This is a genomic window from Streptomyces sp. NPDC104367 (genome assembly GCF_055583825.1).
Genome location: NZ_JBVJND010000003.1, coordinates 252548 through 276159 on the forward strand (window position 1 = coordinate 252548; position 23612 = coordinate 276159).

Genomic DNA, 23612 nt, shown 5'->3' on the forward strand with positions numbered 1-23612 from the left:
GCCGGGTGTCCGGTCAGCGCCCGGAATGTCGGCCCGCACCCGTCGCCCGCGTCAAGCAGCTCGGCGGCGGCTCCCGGTGATGTGCTCGCGGGTGGGCGCGTCTGCCGGTACGCCGCTCCGGCACGCGCGTCGGTGGTGTCGGTGTGCTGTCGGTGCGTTGTCGGCTGTCGGTGACGGTTGTCGCTGAGGCGTCGGTGATCTGTCGGCGGCGTCTGGAACGTTCAGTGGAGATCCTGCCGGGCGTCATCCGGCAGGCGTGAACACGCGAGGAATCACTATGAGCACTCACGTCACGATCATCGGCGCGGGACTCGGCGGTCTCACACTCGCCCGTGTCCTGCACGTCCACGGAATCCCGTCCACGGTCTACGAGGCGGAGTCCTCCCCGACGGCGCGCACGCAGGGCGGGCTGCTCGACATCCGCGACTACAACGGCCAACTGGCCCTGGAGGCGGCCGGTTTGATGGAGGAGTTCCGCGGCATCGTCCTGGAGGGACGTCAGGCGATGCGGGTCCTGGACCGGGACGGGAAGATCCTTTTCGACCTGCCGGACGACGGTACGGGTGGCAGCCCCGAGGTCCTGCGTGGCGAGCTGCGGCAGATGCTGCTGGACTCGCTCCCGGCCGGCACCGTCCGATGGGGGCACAAGGTCAGCGGTGTCCGTGCCCTCGGCGACGGCCGCCATGAGGTGGCCTTCGCCGACGGCACCACCGTCACCACGCGCCTGCTGGTCGGCGCGGACGGCGCCTGGTCGAGAGTCCGGCCGTCGCTGTCGGACGCGGCCCCCGAGTACATCGGCATCTCGTTCGTCGAGACCTACCTGTTCGGCGGCGACACCCGGAACCCGACCAGCGCGAAGACCCTCGGTGCCGGAGCAACCATGGTGCTTGAGCCGGGAAAGGGAATCATGGCCCACCGGGAGCGCGACGGGAACTTCCACACCTGGGTGATGCTCACCAGGCCGCGGGAATGGTTCACCGGCATCGACTTCACCAGTCCCCCCGCGGCCACCGCGCGGATCGTTCGGGAGTTCGCCGACTGGGCACCGGAGCTCACCGCGCTGATCACCGACGGTGAGACCGCGCCGGTCCTGCGCACCCTTCACACCCTGCCCGTCGAGCACCGGTGGGACCGGGTGCCGGGGGTGACCCTGATAGGCGACGCCGCCCACCTCACGGGCCCGAACGGGGAAGGCGCCAACCTGGCCATGTACGACGGCGCCGAACTCGGCAAGGCCGTCGCCGCACACCCCGACGACATCGAGACCGCGCTCACCGCATACGAGCAGGCCATGTTCCCCCGCAGCGCCGCATCCGCCGCCGAAGCCCCCGATCTCCACGAGATCCTGGGCGACGGCACACCCCACAACCTGATCACCAAGTTCGCCGGGAACTGAGCGTTCCGACCGCAGGGGCTCGCCGGCTTGTTCGGACAACTGCGCCGGTGAGGAGGCGTCCGCCCCGGCGGATGCCCCGAACCTTCGCGGTCGGAGCACCAGGCCGATTCTTTCGGATCATCTGATCGTCGGGTCTGGTTGTGCCGTTGCCTGACGCGAAGTGGGCGCGGACTGAGCCGTTGTTCCCGGACCGGGCGCCGAAGCGGGGCGGGCGGTGGCGCGATCACCGTGAGGTGATCGATGCCATCGCGTGGAAGTTCCAGACCGGTGCGCGGTGAGTGAACCTGCCTGCGCAGTACGGCTCATGGAAGGGCCTCTACACCCGGTGCTGCGGAAGTGGGCGGTCGACGGGACTGGGAGCGGGCCTTCACCGCGCCGCCGGCTCGGGCCGACGCAGAGGGCGACCTGGACTGAGTGGTCTCAGTCGATTCCACTAGCGTGCGAGCCCACCAGCACGCGGCCGGAGCCCGTAAAAAAGGGCTCCGGCTGATCGGACGCCCATGGACCCGGCCCGAGGCGGTGCCGGCAGACAAGCCGGCGGGACCAGGTCGCCCAGCGCCGACGAGGCGGTCGCGGCGGCGGAAGACCGCCCCGCTTCGACCGCAGTACCTACAAGAAACTCGACACCGTCGAACGATGCATCAACCGACTCGAGCAATGGCGCTGCATTGCCACCCGCTACGAGAAGACCGCCACCGTCTACCAGGCAGGACTCCACCTCGTAGGCGTCTTCCTCTGGTCAGCACGCTGATCGGAGGAAGAGGTCTAGCTCTCGTAGTCGCAGTAGGCGCCCTTTCGTGAGTAGAGCCACTGCTTGTCGAGGAAATGCGTGGTCAATTCCTGGGCGGCCTTCTTGTCCTCGATGATGAAGCCGTGGTCCTGCGTGGTGTCCGGGTAGACGTTGCGCGAACCGACGTAGAAGGCGGTGGTGTCGACCACGACCAGCTTGGTGTGCAGACGGTACTTGTGGCCGTTCGGCCAGCAGGGGGCATCGGAGACACGCAGCGACGCGAGCTGGAGGTTCTTCTTGAGTACCTGCGTCGCGGCCTCGTCGGAGGGGCACAGCAGCCTGACGCGGTCGAAGAGCACCTCGTGGACGAGGCCGATGCTGCTGCCCGAGATGTTGGAGTAGTCCGGGGCCCCGGGGGAGCTGATGACGATCCGGACCTTGACACCGGCCCGCATCTTCTTCGCCAGGAGGTCGACCAGCAGCACATCGAACTTGGCGTGCCCCAGGATCGTGAGGCCGGTGATGTCCTGCTGTGAGAGCACGATCGTCGTCTTCGCGCAGGAGACGAGGGCGTGGATGGCGTTCGCGTCGGGGTTGACCGTCATGAAGTCGCGGTCCTCGTTGGTCTCGTTGTTCCCCCGGGTTGCGGCCGCCTGGACGGACTTGGACTGGGGTAACTTCCAGGTCGATTTGCTGTCCGCACCCGCGATGCCGTAGCCGAGGCTGCCGACCGCGATCACGTCGATGCCGCCGGGGGCGGTGTAGGGGTCGAGGCCGTAGAGCGGCCCGGGTCCCGATACCGGCACCGCTCCGTCGTCGACCGAAATCCACGCTTTCTTGCCTTCGAGTCGGCTGGTCGTGGACCCGTTGGCCAGGACCCATCCCCAGAGCACGTCCAGGTACGCACCGGCCGACCAGGCCGCCGGGCCTGACAGCGAGATGTCCAGATCGGTGACCGGGGACCGGTCACCGATGCCGATCCCCCCGGCCAAGGCCAACCGGTTCGTTCCGTCCTCGATGTAGAAGTTGGTCATCCAATTGATCCCCCCGTGGATGACGTGCAAGCCGTCGACCAGAAGGAACTTGGTGTGGTTGTAGGAGGTGGAGCCGCGCGTGGTCATCGAGGCGACCCGCAGGTCCACGCGGTCGGCGGCCGACCCCAGTTTGTTCTTCATCTTCCGGGCGAAGGCCCACGGATCGGCCGTGAGGTCGACGCCCCCGACCCCGGTGAGCATCCGGACGATCAGACGCCGCCCGGAGGTGAACCTTTCGGCCGCCTGGGCGATCCCCCTGCACATGGAGTCGAGGAACAGACCGTCGGGGAAAGGTCCTGACGCCGTGGCGCCCAGGTCCGGCGGTCCGAAGCCGGTGATGTCGATGCACCGGGTGGCGCCGGCGAGGACGGATTCGATCTTGACCAGAAGCCGGCCGACTCCGGCCTTTTCCCGGCCTTTTGGAATATCGGCGTCCGACTTCCATCCCCAGCAGTCCGGGACCTGCAGGATCCAGTCGCTGTCGAGCCGGTTCCCGGAGGTCCGGGCCCAGAGCGTCCCCTCGTAGCCGGGCGAGAGCGACTCCAGAACACTCTGGACCTGGTCCAGATACGGCGTGGGACGCCTTTCGTCTTTCACGGCAGGCAGCATGAGCGGATTGTCACACGCGGTCCGCGACAGCTGAACAGAACTTGATGAAACGGGAGATCGCGGTGCGGACCGGTCTGGTGCGGGCCTGTCCGCGCGGTTCGGGGCGTGGAAGGGGGCCCACAACCGGCTGCGGACGTGGGCCCTGGACGGGACCTGGAAGGAGGTCTTCACGGCCCTGCTCCCCCAGGCCGACAAAACGGCACCCGGGTTCTGCACGCTTCATGCCCACACTGCTGAGCGCGAGCCAGCCTCGTCTTGTCAACAGGGCTCTCAGGCCCGGGCATACTCAAAGGCTCGGCTCGCGCCCGCAAAGGTCAGCTCTCGCCAACCTTCGTTTCCCATTAGGCGTACTCCTCCCGCGCGAACCGCTCCCATCTGCGACAGCACGGCATCCGCGCCCTCGTCCCGCAGCCCGCCGACCAGATCGCCAAGCGCAAACGCAAGGGCAGTGCCGACGGCAGGCCCCCGGCGTTCGACCGCACCGCCTGCGAACAGCGCGACACCGTCGAACGCTGCATCGACAAGCTCAAGCGGTGGCACGGCCTGGCCACCCGCCACGACAGGACCGCCACCGGCTACCTCGCCGCACTCCGCCTCGCCGCCGTCCGCATCTGGACAGCGAGGCGATCCGAAAGAAGCGCCCTAGCCGCGCCTCCCGGTGCGGACCAGCAGGTACAGGAAGTACGGGGTGCCGATGACGGCGGTCATCAGGCCCGCGCCCAGCTGGGCCGGGGCGATCACGGTGCGGCCCACGAGGTCGGCGGTGCCGACCAGTGCCGCGCCCAGCAGGACCGCCACGGGCAGGACCCTGACGTGCCTGCGGCCGACGAGGGCGCGGGCCGCGTGCGGGGCGATCAGGCCGACGAAGCCGATGGTGCCCGCGGCGGCGACGGCGGTGGCGCTCAGCACCACGCCGACCACCAGGAACAGCAGCCGGGCCGGGGCCAGGCGCAGCCCGAGCAGGCGCGGGGTGTCCTCGTCTACGGAGACCAGGTCGAGTTCGGTCCGCCGCGCCGCGGCCACCGCCAGGCCGATCAGCAGGGCGAGGGCGACGGGCACGAGGTCGGGCAGGGTCCGGCCGTAGGTGGAGCCGGACAGCCAGGTGAGCGCCTTCGTGGCGTTGAACGGGTCGGTCAGCACGATCAGCAGGCTGATCAGCGCCGTCGTCGCCGCGGCGACGCCGACCCCCACCAGGACCAGCCGGTTCTGCCCGAAGCCGCCTCGGGCGGCCAGCCCGAACACCACGACCGCGGTGCCGGCCGCGCCCGCGAAGGCCGCGCCCGCCACGCCCCAGGAGCCGGCCGCGGGCACCGTGGTGACGCACAGCACGGCACCCAGCGCGGCCCCGCCGGAGACCCCGAGGGTGCCGGGCTCGGCGAGCGGGTTGCGGGTGACGGCCTGCACGAGGGTGCCGGACACCGCCAGGGCCGCGCCGGCGAGCACGGCGGCCAGCACCCGCGGGACCCGGGTGTCGAGGACGAAGGACACCGACTGCGCGGCCCTGCCCTGGGCCCAGTTGGCCACGTCGCCGAGCAGTAGTTTCGTGTCGCCCAGCAGGACGCCGGCGACCATGACCGCGAGCAGCACGGCGCCCAGCGCCACCGTGGTGGTCAGGAAGACGGCCCTGGTCGGGATGCGCAGCCGTTCGGGGGTGCCGGCGGCCGCCGGGTCGCGCAGCCTGAGGGCCGTGGCGACCAGGAACACCGCGCCCAGCAGGCTGGTGACGACTCCGGTGGGCACGGCGACGGCCGCCTCCGCGGAGACCAGGGAGCGCAGCAGGACGTCCGCGCCGAGCACCAGTGCGGCACCGGCCAGCGCCGCCGCAGGCAGGCCCGCCCGGACCTTGGCGAACGGCCGGACGCGGCGCGCGAGGGGCCGTACCAGCGCCGGGGCGCACAGGCCGACGAAGCCGAGCGGACCGGCGAGGGTGACGGCGGCGGCGGAGAGCAGTGCCGCGCACACGACGGCGGTCGTGCGGGTGGCACGGACCGGGACGCCGATACCGCGGGCGGCCTCGTCGCCGAGTGCGAGGGCGTCCGTGCGGCGCGCGATCGAGAGCAGACCCACGAGGCCGACGAGGACCACGGGGGCCATCTGGAGCACGCCGTCGAAGCCGTTCTGGGCGATGCTGCCCTGGCTCCAGCCGTACAGGCCCTGGGTCCGCTCGGGGAACAGCAGGAGCAGTCCCTCGGTGACGGAGGACAGGCCCAGGGTCAGGGCGCTGCCCGCCAGCACGAGCCGCACGGTCCCGGTGCCGAGGCCGGACAGGGCGAGGACGACGGCCGCCGCGCCGAGCGCGCCGACGAACGCCACGCCCGAGGAGGCCAGCAGCGGCACCGAGACACCGGTCGCGGCGAGCACGCCGAGCGCCAGATAGGAGCCGGCGTTGACGGCGAGCGTGTCCGGCGCCGCGAGCGGGTTGCGGCTGACGGCCTGGAGCGCCGCACCCGCGATCCCGAGCGCGGCGCCGACCAGCAGGCCCGCGGTCATCCGGGGCAGCCGTGAGGCGACCACCACGGAGGCGTCGCCGGGGTCGGCGTGTCCGGTGAGGGCCTTCCAGACCTCCGCGGGGCCGACGGCCGCCGTGCCCTGGGCGATGTCGACCACGGCGAGGGCGGCCACCAGCAGGACGAGGACGGCCGTCACCGCGGCCACGCCCGCCCCGCTCCCGGCGGCGGACGTGCCCTCGGAGGGACCCGGCGGCCCGGTGCGGGGGCCCGGTGGTGTGGCGGCGGGGACCGGCGGGGTGCCGGTGGGAACCGGTGCTGCGGCGCGGGTCATGCGGCTACTTCGTGAGCGCGGCGACGACGGCGTCGACGTACGCCTGCATGGACCGCGGGCCGCCGAACATCCAGATGCCGTCGGGCAGCCGGTGCACGTTGCCCTTCTTCACGAACGGCAGGGACTTCCACACGGCGTTGTCCTTGAGGTCCTTGGCGAAGGGGTCGCTGGCCTCCTCGCTGTTGCCGATGTAGGCGAACTCGACGTCGCCGAGGCCGGTGAGGCCCTCGACGTCGGTGGAGCCGAGGCCGTAGCTCGCGTCGCCCTTGATCTTCCAGGCGTTCTTCAGGCCTATCGCCTCGTTGACGGCGCCGATGAGCGAACCACTGGCGTAGGGGCGGACGGTGACCTGGTTGCTGGTGACCCAGCCGTCCGCGAACGCGATCTTCCGTCCGGCGAGGCCCGCGTCGGCGAGCGCCTGCTTGCCCTCGGCGATCTTGGCGTCGAAGGTCTTCTCGGCGGCCTTCGCCTCGGTCTCGGTGCCGGTGGCCCGGGCGATGAGGTCGAGGTTCTCCTTCATCTGCCCGATCTGGTCCGCGGACTTGGCGGAGCGGACCTGGAGCACCGGGGCGATCTTCCGCAGCTGCTTGACGGCGGCGGCGGACAGGTCGGTGGTGGCGACGATGAGGTCCGGCGAGAGGGCGGCGACGGTGTCCATGGAGGGCTCGCCGCGGGTGCCGATGTCCTTGGGCGAGTTGGTCAGCGGGGCGGAGGTGTCCCAGGTCTTGTAGCCCTTGACGTCGGCGACGCCGACGGGGTCGACGCCGAGCGTGACGAGGCTCTCGACCACGTTCCACTCGGTGCCGACGACCTTCTCGGCGGGCCCGTCGAGCTTCACCTCGGTGCCGCTCGCGTCGGTCAGGGTGATGCTCTCGGCGCTCGCCTCGGAGCTGCCGGCGGCCGGCTCGGTGGTGCCGCAGCCGGCCAGGGCGAGGGCGGCGGACGCGGCGGCGAGGACGATCAGGGGGCGTCTCATGAGGTGGTGCTGAGCCTTTCGGTACGAGCGTGATGGCGGCCGATCGCGCGGGTGCGCAGCCGGCCGGTCAGCGGGTCGGTGTCGGTCTCGATGCGGATGCCGTACGTCTCGGTGAGGCGCTCGGCGGTCAGGACGTCCTCGGGACGGCCGTCGGCGACGATCCGCCCGGCGTGCAGCAGGGCGATCCGGTCGGCCACGGCGGCCGCCTGGTCCAGGTCGTGCAGGACGACGCCGACCGCGATGCCGTGGTCGTCCGCCAGATCCCGCATCAGGTCGAGGAGTTCGACCTGGTAGCGCAGGTCGAGGTAGGTCGTGGGTTCGTCGAGGAGCAGCACGCCGGTGTCCTGGGCCAGGCAGCTCGCCAGCCAGACGCGCTGGAGCTGGCCGCCGGAGAGGTGCTCGGCGCCGCGGCCGGCGAGGCCCTCGGCGTCGGTCAGCGCGAGCGCGCGGCGCACGGCGGCCGGACCGTCGGGGTCGGGCCGGCCCCAGCGTCCCCGGTACGGGTAGCGGCCGAACTGCACGATGTCCCGTACGGTGAGACCGCTGGGCGCGGTGCGCCCCTGGGTCAGCAGGGCGACCCGGCGGGAGAACTCACGGGCCGTCAGGGCGAGCCCGTCGGTGCCGTCGCCGTCCCCGGTGCCGAGTTCGAGGCTGCCGGCGCGGGCCCGCTGGAGGCGGGCCAGGCTGCGCAGCAGCGTGGACTTGCCGCTGCCGTTGGGGCCGACGAGTACGGTCACCTCTCCGGGCCGGAGGGTGAGCGCCGCGTCGTGCACGACGTCGGTCCCGTCGTACGCCACGGTCACGTTCCGGGCGGTCAGCCGATGGCCGCGGGAACGTGAGGGCTCGGTCGTCTCTTCACCAGAACTCACAAGCAAAGGTTAGCCTAACCTAAGCAGCGCGTCGCCATCGAAGGTCATCCAGCACGGCCGCGCGACCGGCACGGACCGACCGTTCCCCACGCCAACAGGGCGTGCGGCAAACGGAGTTCGCAAGATCTTGAGGGCGGTCCGCGGGGCGCCCGATTCGCCGCGCGCCGGGCCGCGGAGCCACCCGCGGAGCCATCCGCGGATCCACTCGCGGACCCGTCGCCGGGCGATTCCGCGCCCACCACCCCCAACCCCCTCCCCCGTTCGCTCGCTTGAATCGTTGTCACACCTATTGACCTCAGATCAAGCCCCGGATTACGGTTCCCGCGCCTGCCGTGATTGAAACGATTCAATCCCTGGCCAGTCCGTATCCGCCCTTGGGAACACTTGGGGTTGAACCATGCTCGAATCCTCCTCGCAGCGCGGCGGGGCGACCCGCCGGTCGGTGCTGGCGGCCGGTGTGTCGGCCGGCGCTCTCGCCGCGTTCGGACCGGCGGCGCGTGCCGTCGCCGCCCCCGCCGGTACCGTCGTGACGGGAGCCGTCCCCTCCGCCGACTGGTTCGCCGGTCCGGCGAAGGCCGTCCGGCCGAAGTTCCGCTGGTGGTGGCCGGACGGGCTGGTGGACCCCGCCGAGATCGCCCGGGAGATCGACCAGATGGCCGACGCGGGATTCGGCGGGGCCGAGATCGCGGCCGTGCACCACAGCATCACCGACACCTCCGTGCTGGACACCGCCCACCACGGCTGGGGCGGCGAGGCCTGGCGCGACGGCGTGAAGGCGGCGCTGCGCCAGGCGGCCAGACGCGGTCTGACCGTCGACCTCACCCTGGGCCCCAGCTGGCCCGTCGCGGTCCCCGGTGTCACCCCCGACGACGACGCGGCCGTCAAGGAACTCGCCTACGGCAAGGTCACGCTGACGGCCGGCGCGGCCTACGACGGCCCGGTGCCCGCCTCGGTCTACGCGGCCGCCTCCGCGGTCGGCGTGCAGAAGCTGTTCGCGGTGCAGGCCGCCCGGGTCAACACCGCCTACTCCAGCGGCAAGGCGACCGGCCTGGACGCCGACAGCGTCACCGACCTCACCGGCCTGGTCTCCGACGGACGGCTCGCCTGGACCCCGCCGGACTCCGCGACCTGGGTGATCCTCTCCTACTGGCAGCGGGGTTCGGGGCAGCAGCCCGAGGCGGGCCCGCACTCCTCCCCCGCCGCCTACGTGGTCGACCACTTCAGCGCGGCCGGGACCGCGGCCGTCACCCGCTACTGGGACCGCGAGATCCTCGACACCACGCTGCGCAGACTGCTCGCGTCGGCGGGCGGGGCCTTCTTCGAGGACTCCGTGGAGCTGGAGACCAAGGGCCTGCAGTGGACGCCCGCGCTGCCCGACGCGTTCCGCCGGCACACCGGGCGCGACCTGCTGCCGTACCTGCCGGCCGTCGTCCTCGACAACGGCAACCAGATCTTCGCCTTCGAGGCCCGGTTCACCCAGGAGATCCGCCACGACTTCTGGGAGACCGTCTCCCTCCTGTTCAACGAGCACCACCTGGAGGCGCTCAAGGACTGGGCGCACGGGCACGACATGCTGCTGCGCTCCCAGCCGTACGGGCTCCAGACCGACGCGATCGCCTCGGCGGCCGTCCTCGACATCCCCGAGGGCGAGTCGCTCGGCTTCAAGAACCTCGACGACTACCGCTGCCTGGCCGGCGGCCGGGACATGGCCGGCCACCGCGTCCTGTCCTGCGAGGCGGGCGCCTACGCGGGCGGCGCCTACAACACCACCTGGGACAAGTTCCTGCGCACCATGGGCGGCGCGTACGCGGCGGGCGTCAACCAGACGGTGATCCACGGCTTCTCCTACGCCACCGCGCCGGGTGTCAGCTGGCCCGGGTTCGCGGCCTTCAGCCCGTACAACGGTGCGCCGGGGTACGGCGACTCGTGGGGGCCGCGCCAGCCCACGTGGCGGCACGTCCCGGACATCGCCGACTACCTGGGCCGGGTGCACGAGGTCCTCCAGTCCGGCACCGTCCGCGCCGACATCGCCGTCTTCCGGCAGACCGGCTACAGCGCGACCGGCATCGGCGCCTCCTGGCTGACCTCGACCGGCATCCCGCTCGGCTGGACCCACCAGTTCCTCAGCGGACCCCTGCTCGACCTGCCCTCGGCCAAGGTCTCCGGGAAACGGCTCGCGCCCGACGGACCCGACTACAAGGCCCTCTTCCTCGAAGGGGACTTCTTCTACGGCTCCAACCCCACCCTGGCCGTCACCGACGCCAGGAAGCTGCTGGCGTTCGCCCGGGCGGGGCTGCCGACCGTGCTGTACGGCGCCTTCGACCAGGCCCTCACCCCGGGTCTCCCGGACGACGGCGAGACCGACGAACTGCGCGCGCTGACGGCCAAGTTGCTGGCGCTCCCGAACGTCCGCCGGGTCACCGACAAGACCCTGGTGGGCGCGGCCTTCGCGGAACTCGGGGTGACACCCGACGTCTCCTACGCCACGTCCTCGACGCTCCTCAACGCGCACCGCGCCACCGACGACGCCGACTTCTACTACTTCTGCAACGGCAAGCACGCCGAGACCGTCAAGCCGGCGGTCGCCGCCATCGACCACGACGTGACGGTGCACAGCACCGCGCGCTCCGGCTCCGGCACGGTCCCCTACCTGCTGGACCTGTGGACCGGACGCGTCACGCGGCTCGCCGAGTACACCCAGGACGGGGACGCGTTCACGTTCCGGGTGACGCTCCAGCCCGGCGAGACGGTCGCGGTCGCGCTGGCCCGGCCCGCCGCGTTCGGGGACCGGACGGGTGCCCGTCCGCACGCGGTGGCCACGGACGCGGACAGCGTGCTGTTCGACGACGGTTCGCTGGCCGTGCGCGCCACGGCGGCCGGCACGTACAGCACCACCCTGTCCAACGGCCGCACGGTCACCGCGAAGATCCCCGAGGTGCCCGCGGCCGTCACCCTGGACCAGTGGAGCCTGTCCGTCGACGACTGGCGGCCCGGCGCCGACGCCACCAGCACCGAGATCGTCAAGCACTCGCTCACCCTGGACGCGCTACTGCCCTGGTCGCAGATCACGGAACTGGCCGACGTCGGCGGCATCGGCCGCTACCGCGCGACCGTCACGCTCCCCAAGACGTGGACCTCCTCGCTGGGCGCCCTGCTGCGGCTGGGCAGCGTCAGCGACACCTGCCGGGTCACCGTCAACGGCACCCGGCTCGATCCCGTCGACCGCCTCAACCCCGTGGTGGACCTGGGCTGTTCGCTGCGGGCGGGGACGAACACGATCGAGGTCGAGGTCGCCACACCGCTGTTCAACCGGCTGCGGGTGAGCAACCCGGCGGTCTTCGGGACGGCGGCGCGCCAGTCGTACGGCCTCGTCGGCCCGGTGCAGCTCGTCCCGTACGCCCAGCGGACGGTGGCCTGACCCGGACCGGCCGCCACCGGTCCGTCCCCCGGCCCGTCCCACTGTCCGTCCCACTGTCCGTCACGATGTCCGGCACGTCCGGATAGGGTGCGGGCATGGAACGGATCTTGGTGGTGGGTGTCACCGGCGCGGGCAAGTCGACGCTCGCCCGCGCCGTCGGACAGCGGCTGGGGGTGCCGTACCACGAGATGGACGCGCTGTACTTCAGCGGTCCCGGCTGGGCCGTGAACGACGCGTTCGCCGAGGAGGTGGCGCGGCTCGGCGCCCGGCCGCGCTGGGTCGTGGACTCCCTCGGCCAGCCGGAGGTCCGCGACCTGCTGTGGGAGCGCGCGGACACGGTGGTGTGGCTGGACTACCCCCGGCACGTCGTCATGCCCCGGGTGGTGCGCCGTTCCTTCGGGCGCTCCGCCCGGCGTGAGGTCCTGTTCGGCGGCAACCGGGAGACCTGGGGCGGCTGGCTGAGCCGGGAGCATCCGGTGTGGTGGTCCTGGTCCCAGCACACGGCGCGGCACGCGGAGATCGAACGGCGGACCCGTGATCAGCGGTTCGCGCCGCTGGAGACCCTCCGCTTCACCCGGCCCGACGAGACCACCGCCTGGCTGGCCGGCCTCTGACCCGGGGCGCGGACAGGGGTCCCGGCAACGCGAAGGGCCCGTCCGGAGTACGGACGGGCCCTTTCGGCGAGCGCTGGGCAGGCCTTGCACCTGCATTTCCCCACAGGAAGCGGAGCGTCTTTCCTTGGACCACCAACGCGACACCGGGCGCCGGGACTTCACGGCGACCAGCTCGTGATCAATGTTAGCGCACGCGAGGGCCTCCTCATTCCACCCCGCCGCCCGGCGCCTCGGCCGTCCCGGTCAGGTGCGGCGCGGACCGCGCCGGCCGGTGGTCGGGCCGGGGGGCGGGCAGGACCAGGGGAGTTCCTTCCGCGGTGCCCTGCCCGGCGGTGAGCACCAGGATCTCGTCCCCGGCGCTCCACCGGCGCCGCTCGGACCTGCCGGGGCACAACAGGACCTCGTCGTAGGGCCGGAGCGCGTGCGGGTCGTGCGCGCGGTAGCCGATCGCGCACTCGCCGCGCTCCAGCGCCGCCGCGACGACCGTGGCGAAGTCGGCCTCGTGGCCCGGCAGTACGTAGTGGTCGGCCGTGCGCAGGGCGAGCGCGCCGCCGCGGGTGGCGAAGATCTCCTCGAAGACGGCGGCCAGTTCGGGGTTCTGCACGATCTGCGCCATCAGCAGCGCGGTGAGTTCACCCCGGACGACGACGTCGGACGCCGGGCCGAGCGGAGCGACCGTACGGCTGCGGTGGTCGTGCATCTCGGCCACGACCGGCAGCACCCGGCCGGACCGCTCCTCCCACGCCAGCAGGGTGAGCAGGGCCAGCAGGGTGCGCTCGTCGGGCCGTTCGGGTCCGTGCTCCTCGTCCGCGCCGAGGGCGACGACGCTGTCGTAGGCGGAGAGGTCGAGGCCGTCCAGCGCCTCGGGGGCGGCCAGGTCGCGGATGTGGTGCACGACGGCGAGCGGTTCGGTGTCCGCCGGCCGCTCGACGGCGGAGCCGGCGGCGGTCACCACGTCGAGCCTGGAGCCGGACCGGGCGGTGCGGCGCAGGGCCTCCACGATCAGCGGCGCCCGGCGGTTCCAGCCGAGCAGCAGCAGCCGCGCGGGCGCTTCGGAGAGCGGCCCGGGCGGTGCGAGCGCCGTGCTGTCGACCCTGGCCCAGCGGTCCGCGAGCGGGACGGGCCGGTCGTCGTGGGCGACGGTGACCAGCCGGTCCCCCGGTTCCAGCACGGTGTGCGGCGGGGGTGTGAGCAGCGGGCGCCCGTCCGGACGCAGCAGTCCCACGGCGCAGACCGTCTCCAGCCGCATCGCCACCTCCTCGAAGGACAGTCCCACCGCCTCGGGGACGTCGGCCACGTGGAACTCGGCGCCGGAGAAGTCGAGGAGGTCCCGCAGGGCCGACGGCATCCCGGGGCGCCGGGCCGCCTGGACGAGCAGCCGTGCCGAGGTCCGGTCGGTCTCCAGCACGGTGCCGCGCGCTCCGGCGGCCAGCCGTGCGGCGGGCAGGTAACGGCCGTCGTGGACGGCGGCGACCACCCGCGGCCCGGGCCGTCCGTCGTCCGCGCCGAGCAGGGCCCGCAGCGCCAGCAGGGTGCGTACGACGGTGAGGTCGCCGTCGGCGTCGTCGGCGGGCAGCACCGCCACCGCCCTGGCCGCGCCCGGGCTGACCAGGGCGAGGGCGTCGGGGTCGGTGGGCGCGCCGGTCCGGCAGACCAGCCGGACGCCGTCGGTGACGCCGAGGGCGGCCGTGAGCGCGGCCTCCATCTGCGCCGGGTCCCGGTCCGCGAGCACGGTGATCACGTGCCGTCCGGTGGCTGTGCTCCCGGTTCCCGCTCGTCCGGCGATCGTCTCGGAGACCAGGGTGAAGATCTGGTCGGTCCAGCCGAGCACCACGTCGTGGTCGCGCTCCAGCACCCGGGAGCGGCCGCGCCGCAGTTCGGTGAGCCGGTCGCCGAGGCCCGTGGTGACGACTCCGACGACCGTCGACACGCACAGCAGGGCGATCAGGCCGAGCAGCACGGACAGCAGCATGCGCGTCGGCGCGCCGCTCACCGCGCCGAGCCGCAGGGTCTCCGCGCTGGTGCGCCACACCTGGGCGAGCCGGCCGGAGAAGGAGTGCGGCGCGTCGGGGTCGGTCCACACCAGCAGGGTGCTGACGGGCACGACGACGGCCAGACAGCACCCGGCGAGCCAGCCGAGGAGTATCCCCGTGCTCCGCGCGAGCGTCCTGTCGAACAGGTACCGCGCCCGGTGCCGTAACGCGGTCCGTTCCCGCCCTCGTTCCACATCAGCCCCCTGATCCCCGCATATGCCCCGGCGACTTGTAGGGTGCCGGGTGCGGAGGGCGCGACACGCCGTCCGACCGGGGACTTCATCCTTTCGGGCAGCGTCCGGTGGCTCAAACCCGGGTGCGGGCCGCGGTGTCGGCGAGCAGCAGCCGTCCGGTCGTGCCCGCGCGCAGGAGTCCCGCGGTCATGACGGCCAGGCCTGGGCCGGGGCCCGAGGTCCGGTCGGCGCCGGGCGCGCACGGCGAGGACCGCGGCCACCGCGATGCCGGTGCCGGTGAGCGCGAGCGGGGCGGGGCGGGGCGGGTGCGGTCGATGCCGGCCCCGGCCGGGGCCGCGAGCACGCCGCCGTCCCGCGGCCGTTCGCACGGTGCGTGGACCTGCGCGTGCGGGCCGCCTCCGCCTTCACGTCGTGGGCGCCGGCCTCCCCCGGTGTGTCGGTGATCCCGGGGACGAGGAACGAGGAGGTGGTCAAGCGCGCGTCCGCCGTGGGGGGACCGTGTTCCCCGGGGGCGGTTCGAAGGACGTGGCCAGGGTGCCCGGTGCGACGGGGGCGCGCTGTCCGGTGCCGGCGACGGGCAGGCGGGCGCCGTCGAGGGCGGGGTCCACGTGGACGGCGAACCACTCGTCCATGCGGGCGGCCAGGGCGGTGCGGGTGGCCCGATGCTCGGGCGCGTCGGCCAGGTCGGTTTCCTCGCCCGGGTCGGCGAGCAGGTCGTACAGCTCGTGCGGTCCGTGCGGGTGGCGGTGGACGTACTTCCACTCCCGGGTGCGGATCATGCGCACCGGACCGTACTCGTCGTAGACGACCACGCGGTCGTGGCCCGCGTCGGTACCGGTCCCGCCGCCGGTGAGCAGGCCGGCGAAGGAGCGGCCGGGCAGGGGGCGCGCGGCGGGGCCGGCGGCGGGCGCGGGCAGGCCGAGGTGGTCGGTGAGGGTGGGCAGGACGTCGTACTGGGAGAGCAGGGCGTCGCTGGTGCGGTCGCCGGGGATGCGGCCGGGCTGGGCCGCGATGAAGGGCACCAGCACGGAGCTGTCGTACATGTTCTGCGGGAAGGTGCCGTTGCCCTTGCCCCAGATGCCGTGGTGACCGGCGTTGAAGCCGTTGTCGCTGGTGAAGACGGTGAGCGTGGACCCGGTGAGGCCGAGGGAGTCGAGGCGGTCGAGGACCCGGCCGACCGCGGCGTCCATCGCGGTCGTCGCGGCGAAGTAGCCGACGAGGGCCTGGCGGACGTCGGGTTCGCCGCCGACGGGGGCGCCGTCCGCGTCCACCGGCTGCCAGGGGTGGGCGGGGCCCTGCGGGCAGGTCTCGAAGGCGCAGTCCTCGTACAGCCGGGTGTACCGGCTGGGGTGCTGGCCCTTCCAGGGTTTGTGCGGGGCGGTGAAGTGCAGGGACAGGTGGAAGGGTTCGGGGCGGTCCGCCTCGGCGGTCAGGAAGCGCTCGGCGTCCGCGGCGAGGGCGTCGGTGAGGTAGTCGGGCTCCTCGGTGCGGACGCCGTCCCGGTACATCGGCGCCCCGCGGTACGGTCCGCCGCCGCTCTCGTGGGCGTACCAGTGCACGAACCCCTTGCGGGGACGGTCGTTGGCGCCCAGGTGCCACTTCCCGCTGAGGCCGAGGCGGTAGCCGGCGTCGGCCAGCAGGTCGGTGAACAGGGTCTGGCCCGCGAGGAAGTCCACGCCGGTGCGGCCCGCGTGGTGGTAGGAGAGCCAGTCGTGCACCCCGTGCTGGGACGGGAGACGGCCGGTGAACAGGGAGGCGCGGGCCGGTGAGCACACCGGTGAGGTGCAGAAGAAGCGGCTGAGGCGGATGCCGCTCGCGGCCAGGGCGTCGAGGCGCGGGGTGTGGATCTCGTGGTTGCCCGCGCAGCCCAGGGCCCAGGGTCCCTGGTCGTCGGAGAGCACCAGCAGGACGTTGGGACGGGCCGGGTCGCGGCTTGCCATGGGTCGGGGCCTTCCTCGCGTGGACGGCTCCGCATCATTGGCCGGGCCGGCGCCCCGGGTCAACCGTCACGGCGATATGAATGGCGCATGACCGTCGTGCGTGCTCGGCGCGTTCGGCGCGGCAAACGCCGCACTTCCCGAAGTCATCCGCAATTCATTACGTCCGATCGCCGTTGACCGGCACATGAACCTGAATCAATCATTTGGCCATCCCTCCCCTGCTTTCAGGCCACTTGAGGAGCGCGCCCATGTCGTCTGTCAGAACCCCCGCGGTCACCGGTTCGCCCGCCCGCCGCTCGGTGCTGGGGGCGGCCCTGGCCGCGTCCACCGCCCTCGTCACCGGCTGCGGCTCCGGCTCGGCCGGCACCGGGGACGGCGGCTCGTCGTTCACGTACTGGTCGATGTGGAAGCAGGACGAGCCCCAGGCCGCCGTCCTCAAGAAGGCGATCGGCCGGTTCACCGAGGACACCGGCGTCAAGGTGAGCGTGCAGTGGAAGGGTCGCCAGGTCGTCCAGCAGCTGGCTCCGACGCTCAACACCTCGAACGTGCCGGCCGACCTCGTCGACTCCGCGGACCGGTTCGCCTACGCCCAGCTCTACGCCACCGGCCAGGCCCTCGACCTGACCCCCGTGCTCGACCTGGCCGTGACCGGCGAGTCCGGCCACACCGTCGGCGGCGTCGTGCCGGCCAAGTACCGCGACCTCGCCACCACCAAGGGCACGCTGTGGCAGCTGCCGTACGAGGTGGTCACCACACAGCTCTGGTACGACGGGCACGCCCTTCCCGAGGTCGCCGCAGAACCGCCCGCCACCTGGGCGGAGTTCACCGAGCTGCTGGCCACGCGCCGGCGGCGGCGCGGGGACGGCCCGCTGGCCCTGGACGGCGACATACCCGACTACGCCGCCTACTGGACGTACTACGCGGTGCTGCGCGGCCTCGGTCCCGGCGCGTTCGGCAGGGCGGCCACGGACCACAGCGGCGCGCTGCTGCGGGCGGACGGGTTCGTCGACGCGCTGCGCCACGTCGAGGACCTGGTCTCCGGCGGCGACTTCACCAAGGGGTACGACGGCTCGAAGTGGCCCGCCGTGCAGCAGAAGTGGGCCAAGGGCAGGTCGGACTTCCTGCTGCTGGGCACGTTCGCGCCCAGCGAGACCTCGACGTTCGCCGGCTCGGACTTCCGTTACCGGTCCTTCCCGTTCCCCGCGTTCACCGAGGGCGGCGACACCTCGCAGGACATCTCGCTGATCGGCTTCTCCATCCCGAAGAAGGCGCGCAACGCGGCCGCCGCGCAGAAGTTCCTGGCCTATTTCTTCGCCGAGGAGCACCTGTCGGGCATCTCGTCCACGGCCAAGAACCTCACCCCGCGCGCCGACATCGCCGCCCCCTCCGAACTCGCCGACGCCCAGCGGGCCCTGGCCTCGGGGGGCGTGGTGAAGACGCTCGACGGGGTGAAGGAGACCGCCGCCGAGTGGTACACCAAGGTGTTCCTGCCCTCGAACACCAAGTTCGTCACCGGGCGCCTCACCGCCGCGGAGTTCGCCAGGACCCTGGCGAGCGACTCCGCGGGCTACTGGAAGACGGCCGCGTGAGCGCGCCCGCCGCGGACGCCGCCGGCGTCGCCGTCACCGACCGCGTCCGCCCCGGCGGACGGCGGGCCGCGGGACGGACGAGGGCCCGCAGCAGCCCGCTGGCGGCCCGCCGCCGCCGGCTGTTCTGGCCCATGCTGCTGCCCGCCGCCCTGGTCTACCTGGTCTTCTTCGCGGGGCCCTCGCTGTACACGGTGTGGCTCAGCTTCAACGAGTGGGCGGGCGCGGGCCCGATGGCCTTCGTCGGGCTGGACAACTACCGGCGGCTGTTGCAGGACCCGACCTTCCACCACGCGTTCGCCAACACCCTCTGGATCATCCTCGGGGTCGGCGGGGCGACCTTCCTGGTCTCCTTCGCGCTGACGATGTTCCTGCGCGACATGCGGGGCCGCAAGGCCGCCCGGTCCGTCCTCTTCTTCCCCAACATCGTGCCCAGTGTGGTCCTGGCGATCCTGTGGGGGTTCCTCTTCCAGGGCGAGGGACCGGTGAACGCGGCCCTCCGGGCGGCCGGTCTGGCCCATCCGCCCAACTGGCTCGGCCAGGAGCACCTGTTCGCCGTCGTCATGCTCGGACTGGTGTGGACCTCGACCGGCTTCTACACCACGATCCTGATGGCCGCCGTCGACCAGATCCCGCCCGAGCTGTACGAGGACTGCGAACTCGCGGGCGCGGGCGCGCTCCAGAAGTTCCGGTACGTGACGCTGCCGCTCCTGTGGGACGTGGTCGGGGTGTGCGCGGTGCTGTGGACCATCTCCGCGGTGAAGGTCTTCGAGTTCATCTACGCCTTCGCCGGTGCCGCCGGCCAGATGCCCGACACCGGGGTGTGGAACACCGCCCTGTACACCTACGGCGAGGCCTTCGCCTCGGGCGGTGTCCCGCGCTACGGCTCGGCCGCCGCGAGCGCCGTGGTGATGGTCACGCTGGTCGGCGTGCTGGTCGTCCTCGTCCGCCGGGTCATGCGCCGCGACTCGGTGCAGTACTGACCGCCCCCTCGTCGACCGCGGTCCCCCGTCCCGCCCTTCCGCCCACCGTCACGGAGGTCCACCATGGCTGTCGCCGGTCACGGCCGAAGCCCCGGCCCCCTCGCCCGCCGGCTGCGCCGGCTCACCGCCGCCCGGCTCGCCGGCGTCCCGCTGGTCTGGCTGTTCGTCGCCTTCAACGTGCTGACCGGGCTGTGGCTGCTGGTGTCGTCGCTGAAGACCGCCGACGAGATCTTCAGCTCGCCCTGGCAACTCCCGCACGCCCCGCGGTGGGACAACTACGCCCGCGCCTGGACCGGCGGGCTGCTCGGCCGGGCCGCCGCCAACACGGTGACCGTGGTCGGCGGCACCGCGCTGCTGACGGTGCTGCTGGCGGCGCCCGCCGCCTACGTCCTCAGCCGGATCACCACCCGCCTCAACGGCGGCCTCACCCTGTTCTTCGCGCTCGGGCTGGGCGTGCCCGCCCAGGTCGTGATGCTGCCGCTGTTCGTCGTGATGAACCAGCTCCAGCTGGTCGACAGCCTGGCCGGGCTGATCGTCGTCTACGTGGCGACCTCCCTGCCGTTCGCGGTGTTCTTCCTGACCGGCTTCTTCTCCACCCTGCCGGTGGAGCTGGAGGAGGCCGCCGCGCTCGACGGGGCGTCCCCGCTGCGCACCTTCTGGCAGGTGATGCTGCCGATGGCCCGCGGCGGACTGGTCACCGTGCTCATCCTCAACATCGTCCAGCACTGGGGCGAGACGGTGTTCGCGCTGGTCTTCGTCCAGACCAGCGACCACCAGACCCTGTCCCTCGCCCTGCTCGGGCTGCTCCAGCAGATGCAGTACAACGGCGCCGACTGGGGAGGGCTGTTCGCGGGCGTGGCCATCGTGATCCTTCCGGTCCTCGCCTGCTACGTATGGCTGGGCCGACGGATCATCGAGGGAATGACCGTCGGCTCCGTCAAGTGAGCCGCTCCACAGGGGGACTGAGACCCATGAACACCGACGCCCGGGACCTGAAGTTCCGTCAGCTCGCCGCCGAACTGCGGCAGCGGCTGCTCCAGGGCACCTGGCCGGCCGACTCCCGGCTGCCCACCGAGAAGGAACTCGCCCAGGCCAGCGGCACCTCGGTGAGCACCGTACGCCGTGCCGTCGACGAACTCGTCTCCGAGGGGCTGGTGGTACGGCGGCAGGGCTCGGGCACCTTCGTGGTGCCGCCGAGCGCGCCCGCCCCCGGCCGGGCCCTGGTCGGCGTCATCGTGCCCGACACCGCGTTCTACTTCCCGAAGGTCCTCCAGGGCATCGAGGAGACCCTGTCCGCGGCCGGGGCCCGCCTGCTGCTGGCCTGCTCCGGCTACGACCAGGCCCGCGAGACCAAGGACCTCGCGGACATGCTGGAGGCCGGTGTCGACGGGCTGCTCGTCGTGCCCACCCTGAAGGGACCCGAGCCGGCCGCCGCCTGCCTGGCCCGGCTGGCCGCGCTGCCGGTGCCGACCGTGCTGGTCGAGCGGCGCGCCACCGCGCTCGCCGACACCAACACCACCGTCTGCACCCATCACGAGGCCGGCGCGCACGACGCGGTCCGGCACCTCGCGGCGCTCGGCCACCGCCGGCTCGGCCTGGTGCTGCGCGATCTGAGCCCCACCACCGGGCCGGTGGCCGACGGGTTCCACCAGGCCGTCTGCGAACTCGGCGCCGACAGCACCGAGTTCCGGGCGGCCCGCGAGGAGTGGAGTCCGGCTACGGCCGACCGGTGCCTGACCGCGCTGCGGGCGGCCGGGGTCACCGCCGCCGTCTGTTTCGGCGACCGGCAGGCCGCGCTGCTGCTGGCCGCGGCCCGCCGCGCCGGGCTCACCGTCCCCGGCGACCTGGCGCTGGTCGCCTACGACGACGAGATAGCCGACCTCGCCGAACTGCCGCTGACCGCGGTCGCGCCGCCCAAGCACCAGCTCGGCCGGGTCGCCGCGCAGACGCTGCTGCGTCACCTCGACGACCCCGGCGCGCCGCGCGGCCGGGTCCTGCTGCGCCCCACCATCACCGTCCGGCAGTCCTGCGGAGCCGCCGCCCAGGCCGCGGCCCCCACCCCGACATCCGAGGAGAACATCCCGTGACCGACATCCGGCTCGGCCTGATCGGCGCGGGCGCCGTCGGCGCCCTGCACGCCGACGCCGCCGCCGTCACCCCCGCCGTGCGGGTGACCGCCGTCTGCGACCTGGCCGTCGGCACCGCACGCCAGGTCGCGGCGCCGTGGGACGCGGCCGTCTTCACCGACCACCGCGATCTCGTCGCCTCCGGGCTCGTCGACGCCGTCGTCGTCAACACCCCGCACGCCCTGCACACCGACATCGTGGTCGACGCCGCCGCCGCGGGTCTGCACGTCCTGGTCGAGAAGCCGATGGCCACGAACTCCGCGGACTGCGCCCGCATGGACGCCGCCTGCGCGGCGGCGGACGTACGGCTGTTCGTCGGCCACATCCAGCACTTCCTGCCGCCGATGGCCGCCGCCAAGGCCGCGCTGGAGGCCGGCACCGTGGGCGCGGTCCGCGCGGTCCACGACTGGCGGAGCACCGACTACCGGCCCGGCAGCCGGCCCGGCTGGTTCTTCGACCCGGCGGTCTCCGGCGGCGGGGTGTTCATCAACATCGGCACCCACTGCGTGGACCGGCTGCTGTGGCTCACCGGACAGCGCGCGGTCGCGGTCGCGGCCACCGCCGTCACCCGGGGCGGGCTGCCGGTGGAGACCGATGTGATGGCCCGGCTGGAACTGGAGGACGGAGCGGTCGGCCACATCACGGTCACCAGCACGCTGCTGCCCGTCCGCGACGAACTCACCGTGATCGGCGAGCGCGGCACCCTGGTCGTGTCCCGTGGCACCGGTGCCACGCTCCACCCCGACGACGGCTCCGGACCGGTGCTGCTCGCGGCCGAGTCCGAGGACGACGTCCCGGCGGCCTTCCGCGACCAGCTGGCCGCGTTCGCCGCCGCCGTGCGCGGTGAACGCCCCTGCGCGGTACCCGCCGCCCACGGCCGCCGGGTCGTCGAGACCGTCGAGACCGTCTACGCGGCCTGCGCGACGGGCGACCGCAGGCCGGTCACCGGCGCCGCCGTGGAGGTGTCCCTTGGCTGAGCCGGGAACGGGCCGCGCGGGCTCGCCCCGCCCCTGCGCGCGCGTCGGCCGCAGGGGCGTGCCGCGATGAGCCGCGGCGGCACGCCGTACGGTCCGGTGGTCGCCGTCGATCTCGGCGGTACCGGGATCAAGGCCGCGCTGGTGGCGGGCGACGGCACGGTGCTGCGGTCCGTGCACCGGGCGACCCGGGCCGAGGCCGGGCCCGGCGCGGTGGTGGACCGGGTCGCCGACACGGCCGCCGCTCTCGCCGCCGGGAGCCGGACCCTGACCGGGCGGCCGCCGCTCGCCGTGGGCGTGGTCGTGCCCGGACTGGTGGACACGGCGGCCGGGGTGGCGCGTTACTCGGCCAACCTGGGCTGGCGCGACGTACCGCTGCGCGCCGTGCTCGGCGAACGGCTCGGCCTGCCCGTGGTGTTGGGGCACGACGTACGGGCCGGGGCGCTCGCGGAGGGCAGGCTGGGGGCGGCCCGGGGGCACGACGACTTCCTGTTCGTCGCCCTCGGCACCGGCATCGCCGCCGCCCATGTCCACGGGGGCCGGGTGCTGGAGGGCGGCCGGGGCGGGGCCGGGGAACTCGGGCACCTCGTCGTGCGCCCGTCCGGCCCGCGCTGCGGCTGCGGCCGGCGCGGCTGCGTGGAGGCCCTGGCGTCGGCGTCCGCGGTGGCCCGCCGGTACGCATGGGCGACGGAGGGGCGAACGCGCCCGCGCACCCGCCCCGGTCCCGGTCCCGGTCCCGCCGGGACGGCACCGCACCCGGCCACGGACCCCCCGGGCATCACCGCCGAGCAGGTCCACGGCCTGGCCGTCGCGGGCGATCCGGTGGCCCGGCGTGTCTGGCGGTCCGCGGTCGCCGCGCTGGCCGACGGACTCACCGCGTACACGGTGCTGTGCGAGCCGGGACTGATCGTGCTCGGCGGGGGTCTCGCCAGGGCGGGCGCGGCGCTCCTGGACCCGCTCCGCGCGGCGCTGGCGGAGCGGCTCGCCTTCCACGAGCCCCCGCCCCTGGCCCAGGCCGCCCTCGGCGACCGGGCCGGCTGCCGGGGCGCGGCCCTCATCGCCCTCGACCTGGCGACGACACACACCCGAACCCCATGACCCCAGCCACCCCCACAGGACCGACGACGACCCCAGCCACCCGTGCAAGGCCGACCATCACGTCGGCCGGGCGCGGGAGTTCGGCCGTCGGCGGCCGCCGCTCGTCACGGGCCGGGTCTTCCTGACACGCCCGGCGTGGACAGGCAGCTCCGGCTCAGGCTCCGGACTCCTCCCTCTTCCCCGGCTCTCCACCCGCGCCCCGCGCCCCGCCCCCGCCCCCGCCCCCGCCCCGAGTGCCTTTGCCCTGCTGC

General features: G+C 73.1%; 16 protein-coding genes and 2 pseudogenes. 11 read left to right on the forward strand and 7 right to left on the reverse strand.

Features of this window, described 5'->3' with window-relative positions; all coding sequences use genetic code 11:
* Positions 1 to 277 precede the first annotated feature (277 nt).
* Both ACZ619_RS06695 and ACZ619_RS06700 read left to right on the forward strand, forming a co-directional pair.
* Entirely contained in the window at positions 278 to 1396 is a 1119-nt protein-coding gene (locus tag ACZ619_RS06695) for an FAD-dependent oxidoreductase (protein WP_469594985.1), read from the forward strand.
* 134 nt (positions 1397 to 1530) lie between these two features.
* Positions 1531 to 2147: pseudogene (locus ACZ619_RS06700) on the forward strand (transposase).
* A 14-nt stretch (positions 2148 to 2161) separates the two neighbouring features.
* Here ACZ619_RS06700 and ACZ619_RS06705 read toward each other — a convergent pair.
* Complete coding sequence (locus tag ACZ619_RS06705) at positions 2162 to 3757, reverse strand: phospholipase D-like domain-containing protein (protein ID WP_469594987.1); 1596 nt, start codon at positions 3755 to 3757, stop codon at positions 2162 to 2164.
* A 372-nt stretch (positions 3758 to 4129) separates the two neighbouring features.
* On the opposite strand from ACZ619_RS06705, the pseudogene ACZ619_RS06710 reads away from it, so the two are divergent.
* A pseudogene (locus ACZ619_RS06710) lies at positions 4130 to 4372 on the forward strand (IS5/IS1182 family transposase); the annotation flags it as partial.
* 39 nt (positions 4373 to 4411) lie between these two features.
* On the opposite strand, the gene ACZ619_RS06715 reads toward ACZ619_RS06710, so the two are convergent.
* From ACZ619_RS06715 to ACZ619_RS06725, 3 genes are read right to left on the reverse strand one after another with little or no spacing between them, the layout of a single operon-like run.
* Positions 4412 to 6550 (reverse strand): iron ABC transporter permease, encoded by a 2139-nt coding sequence (locus ACZ619_RS06715; RefSeq protein ID WP_469594990.1) that lies wholly within the window; start codon positions 6548 to 6550, stop codon positions 4412 to 4414.
* A 4-nt stretch (positions 6551 to 6554) separates the two neighbouring features.
* On the reverse strand, positions 6555 to 7526 hold the full coding sequence (locus ACZ619_RS06720) for an ABC transporter substrate-binding protein (RefSeq protein WP_469594992.1): 972 nt from the start codon (positions 7524 to 7526) through the stop codon (positions 6555 to 6557).
* Positions 7523 to 8395: an ABC transporter ATP-binding protein gene (locus tag ACZ619_RS06725; protein WP_469594994.1), complete on the reverse strand. Its 873-nt coding sequence runs from the start codon at positions 8393 to 8395 to the stop codon at positions 7523 to 7525. Before ACZ619_RS06725 ends, ACZ619_RS06720 begins: the two co-directional genes overlap by 4 nt.
* Positions 8396 to 8792: 397 nt before the next feature.
* Here ACZ619_RS06725 and ACZ619_RS06730 point away from each other — a divergent pair, with 397 nt between their 5' ends.
* Both ACZ619_RS06730 and ACZ619_RS06735 read left to right on the forward strand, forming a co-directional pair.
* On the forward strand, positions 8793 to 11813 hold the full coding sequence (locus ACZ619_RS06730) for a glycosyl hydrolase (RefSeq protein ID WP_469594997.1): 3021 nt from the start codon (positions 8793 to 8795) through the stop codon (positions 11811 to 11813).
* 95 nt (positions 11814 to 11908) lie between these two features.
* Positions 11909 to 12427, forward strand: a complete 519-nt coding sequence (locus ACZ619_RS06735; protein WP_469594999.1) for an AAA family ATPase — start codon at positions 11909 to 11911, stop codon at positions 12425 to 12427.
* 205 nt (positions 12428 to 12632) lie between these two features.
* On the opposite strand, the gene ACZ619_RS06740 is transcribed toward ACZ619_RS06735, so the two are convergent.
* The 3 genes from ACZ619_RS06740 to ACZ619_RS06750 form a co-directional block, all read right to left on the reverse strand.
* A complete protein-coding gene (locus ACZ619_RS06740; protein ID WP_469595001.1) occupies positions 12633 to 14654 on the reverse strand; it encodes a CASTOR/POLLUX-related putative ion channel in 2022 nt (673 codons plus the stop codon).
* Between the two features lie 112 nt (positions 14655 to 14766).
* The gene (locus tag ACZ619_RS06745; RefSeq protein ID WP_469595003.1) at positions 14767 to 14997 is read right to left on the reverse strand and encodes a hypothetical protein; all 231 of its coding nucleotides are present in this window, start codon (positions 14995 to 14997) and stop codon (positions 14767 to 14769) included.
* Positions 14998 to 15124: 127 nt separating this feature from the next.
* Positions 15125 to 16594: a sulfatase-like hydrolase/transferase gene (locus ACZ619_RS06750; protein ID WP_469595004.1), complete on the reverse strand. Its 1470-nt coding sequence runs from the start codon at positions 16592 to 16594 to the stop codon at positions 15125 to 15127.
* A 248-nt stretch (positions 16595 to 16842) separates the two neighbouring features.
* Between ACZ619_RS06750 and ACZ619_RS06755 the strand changes: the two genes are divergently transcribed.
* The 6 genes from ACZ619_RS06755 (at position 16843) to ACZ619_RS06780 (ending at position 23361) form a co-directional block, all read left to right on the forward strand.
* Complete coding sequence (locus ACZ619_RS06755; RefSeq protein WP_469595007.1) at positions 16843 to 18183, forward strand: ABC transporter substrate-binding protein; 1341 nt, start codon at positions 16843 to 16845, stop codon at positions 18181 to 18183.
* Positions 18180 to 19163 carry a carbohydrate ABC transporter permease gene (locus tag ACZ619_RS06760; RefSeq protein ID WP_469595009.1) on the forward strand — a complete coding sequence of 328 codons (984 nt, stop codon included), beginning with the start codon at positions 18180 to 18182 and terminating at the stop codon, positions 19161 to 19163. Before ACZ619_RS06755 ends, ACZ619_RS06760 begins: the two co-directional genes overlap by 4 nt.
* 63 nt (positions 19164 to 19226) lie before the next feature.
* Positions 19227 to 20108, forward strand: a complete 882-nt coding sequence (locus ACZ619_RS06765; RefSeq protein ID WP_469595011.1) for a carbohydrate ABC transporter permease — start codon at positions 19227 to 19229, stop codon at positions 20106 to 20108.
* Between the two features lie 26 nt (positions 20109 to 20134).
* Entirely contained in the window at positions 20135 to 21250 is a 1116-nt protein-coding gene (locus ACZ619_RS06770; RefSeq protein ID WP_469595014.1) for a LacI family DNA-binding transcriptional regulator, read from the forward strand.
* Entirely contained in the window at positions 21247 to 22266 is a 1020-nt protein-coding gene (locus ACZ619_RS06775; RefSeq protein ID WP_469595017.1) for a Gfo/Idh/MocA family protein, read from the forward strand. The genes ACZ619_RS06770 and ACZ619_RS06775 overlap by 4 nt, the downstream gene beginning before the upstream one ends.
* 66 nt (positions 22267 to 22332) lie before the next feature.
* Positions 22333 to 23361, forward strand: coding sequence for an ROK family protein (locus ACZ619_RS06780; protein WP_469595020.1), 1029 nt, complete (start codon positions 22333 to 22335; stop codon positions 23359 to 23361).
* The last annotated feature ends 251 nt before the right edge of the window (positions 23362 to 23612 follow it).

Coding starts and splice junctions, on each gene's coding strand:
- ACZ619_RS06735 (WP_469594999.1), top strand. CDS start 11,909: ATGGAACGGATCTTGGTGGTGGGTGTCACCGGCGCGGGCAAGTCGACG.
- ACZ619_RS06765 (WP_469595011.1), top strand. CDS start 19,227: ATGGCTGTCGCCGGTCACGGCCGAAGCCCCGGCCCCCTCGCCCGCCGG.
- ACZ619_RS06750 (WP_469595004.1), bottom strand. CDS start 16,594: ATGGCAAGCCGCGACCCGGCCCGTCCCAACGTCCTGCTGGTGCTCTCC.
- ACZ619_RS06695 (WP_469594985.1), top strand. CDS start 278: ATGAGCACTCACGTCACGATCATCGGCGCGGGACTCGGCGGTCTCACA.
- ACZ619_RS06755 (WP_469595007.1), top strand. CDS start 16,843: ATGTCGTCTGTCAGAACCCCCGCGGTCACCGGTTCGCCCGCCCGCCGC.
- ACZ619_RS06720 (WP_469594992.1), bottom strand. CDS start 7,526: ATGAGACGCCCCCTGATCGTCCTCGCCGCCGCGTCCGCCGCCCTCGCC.
- ACZ619_RS06780 (WP_469595020.1), top strand. CDS start 22,333: ATGAGCCGCGGCGGCACGCCGTACGGTCCGGTGGTCGCCGTCGATCTC.
- ACZ619_RS06730 (WP_469594997.1), top strand. CDS start 8,793: ATGCTCGAATCCTCCTCGCAGCGCGGCGGGGCGACCCGCCGGTCGGTG.
- ACZ619_RS06715 (WP_469594990.1), bottom strand. CDS start 6,550: ATGACCCGCGCCGCAGCACCGGTTCCCACCGGCACCCCGCCGGTCCCC.
- ACZ619_RS06770 (WP_469595014.1), top strand. CDS start 20,135: ATGAACACCGACGCCCGGGACCTGAAGTTCCGTCAGCTCGCCGCCGAA.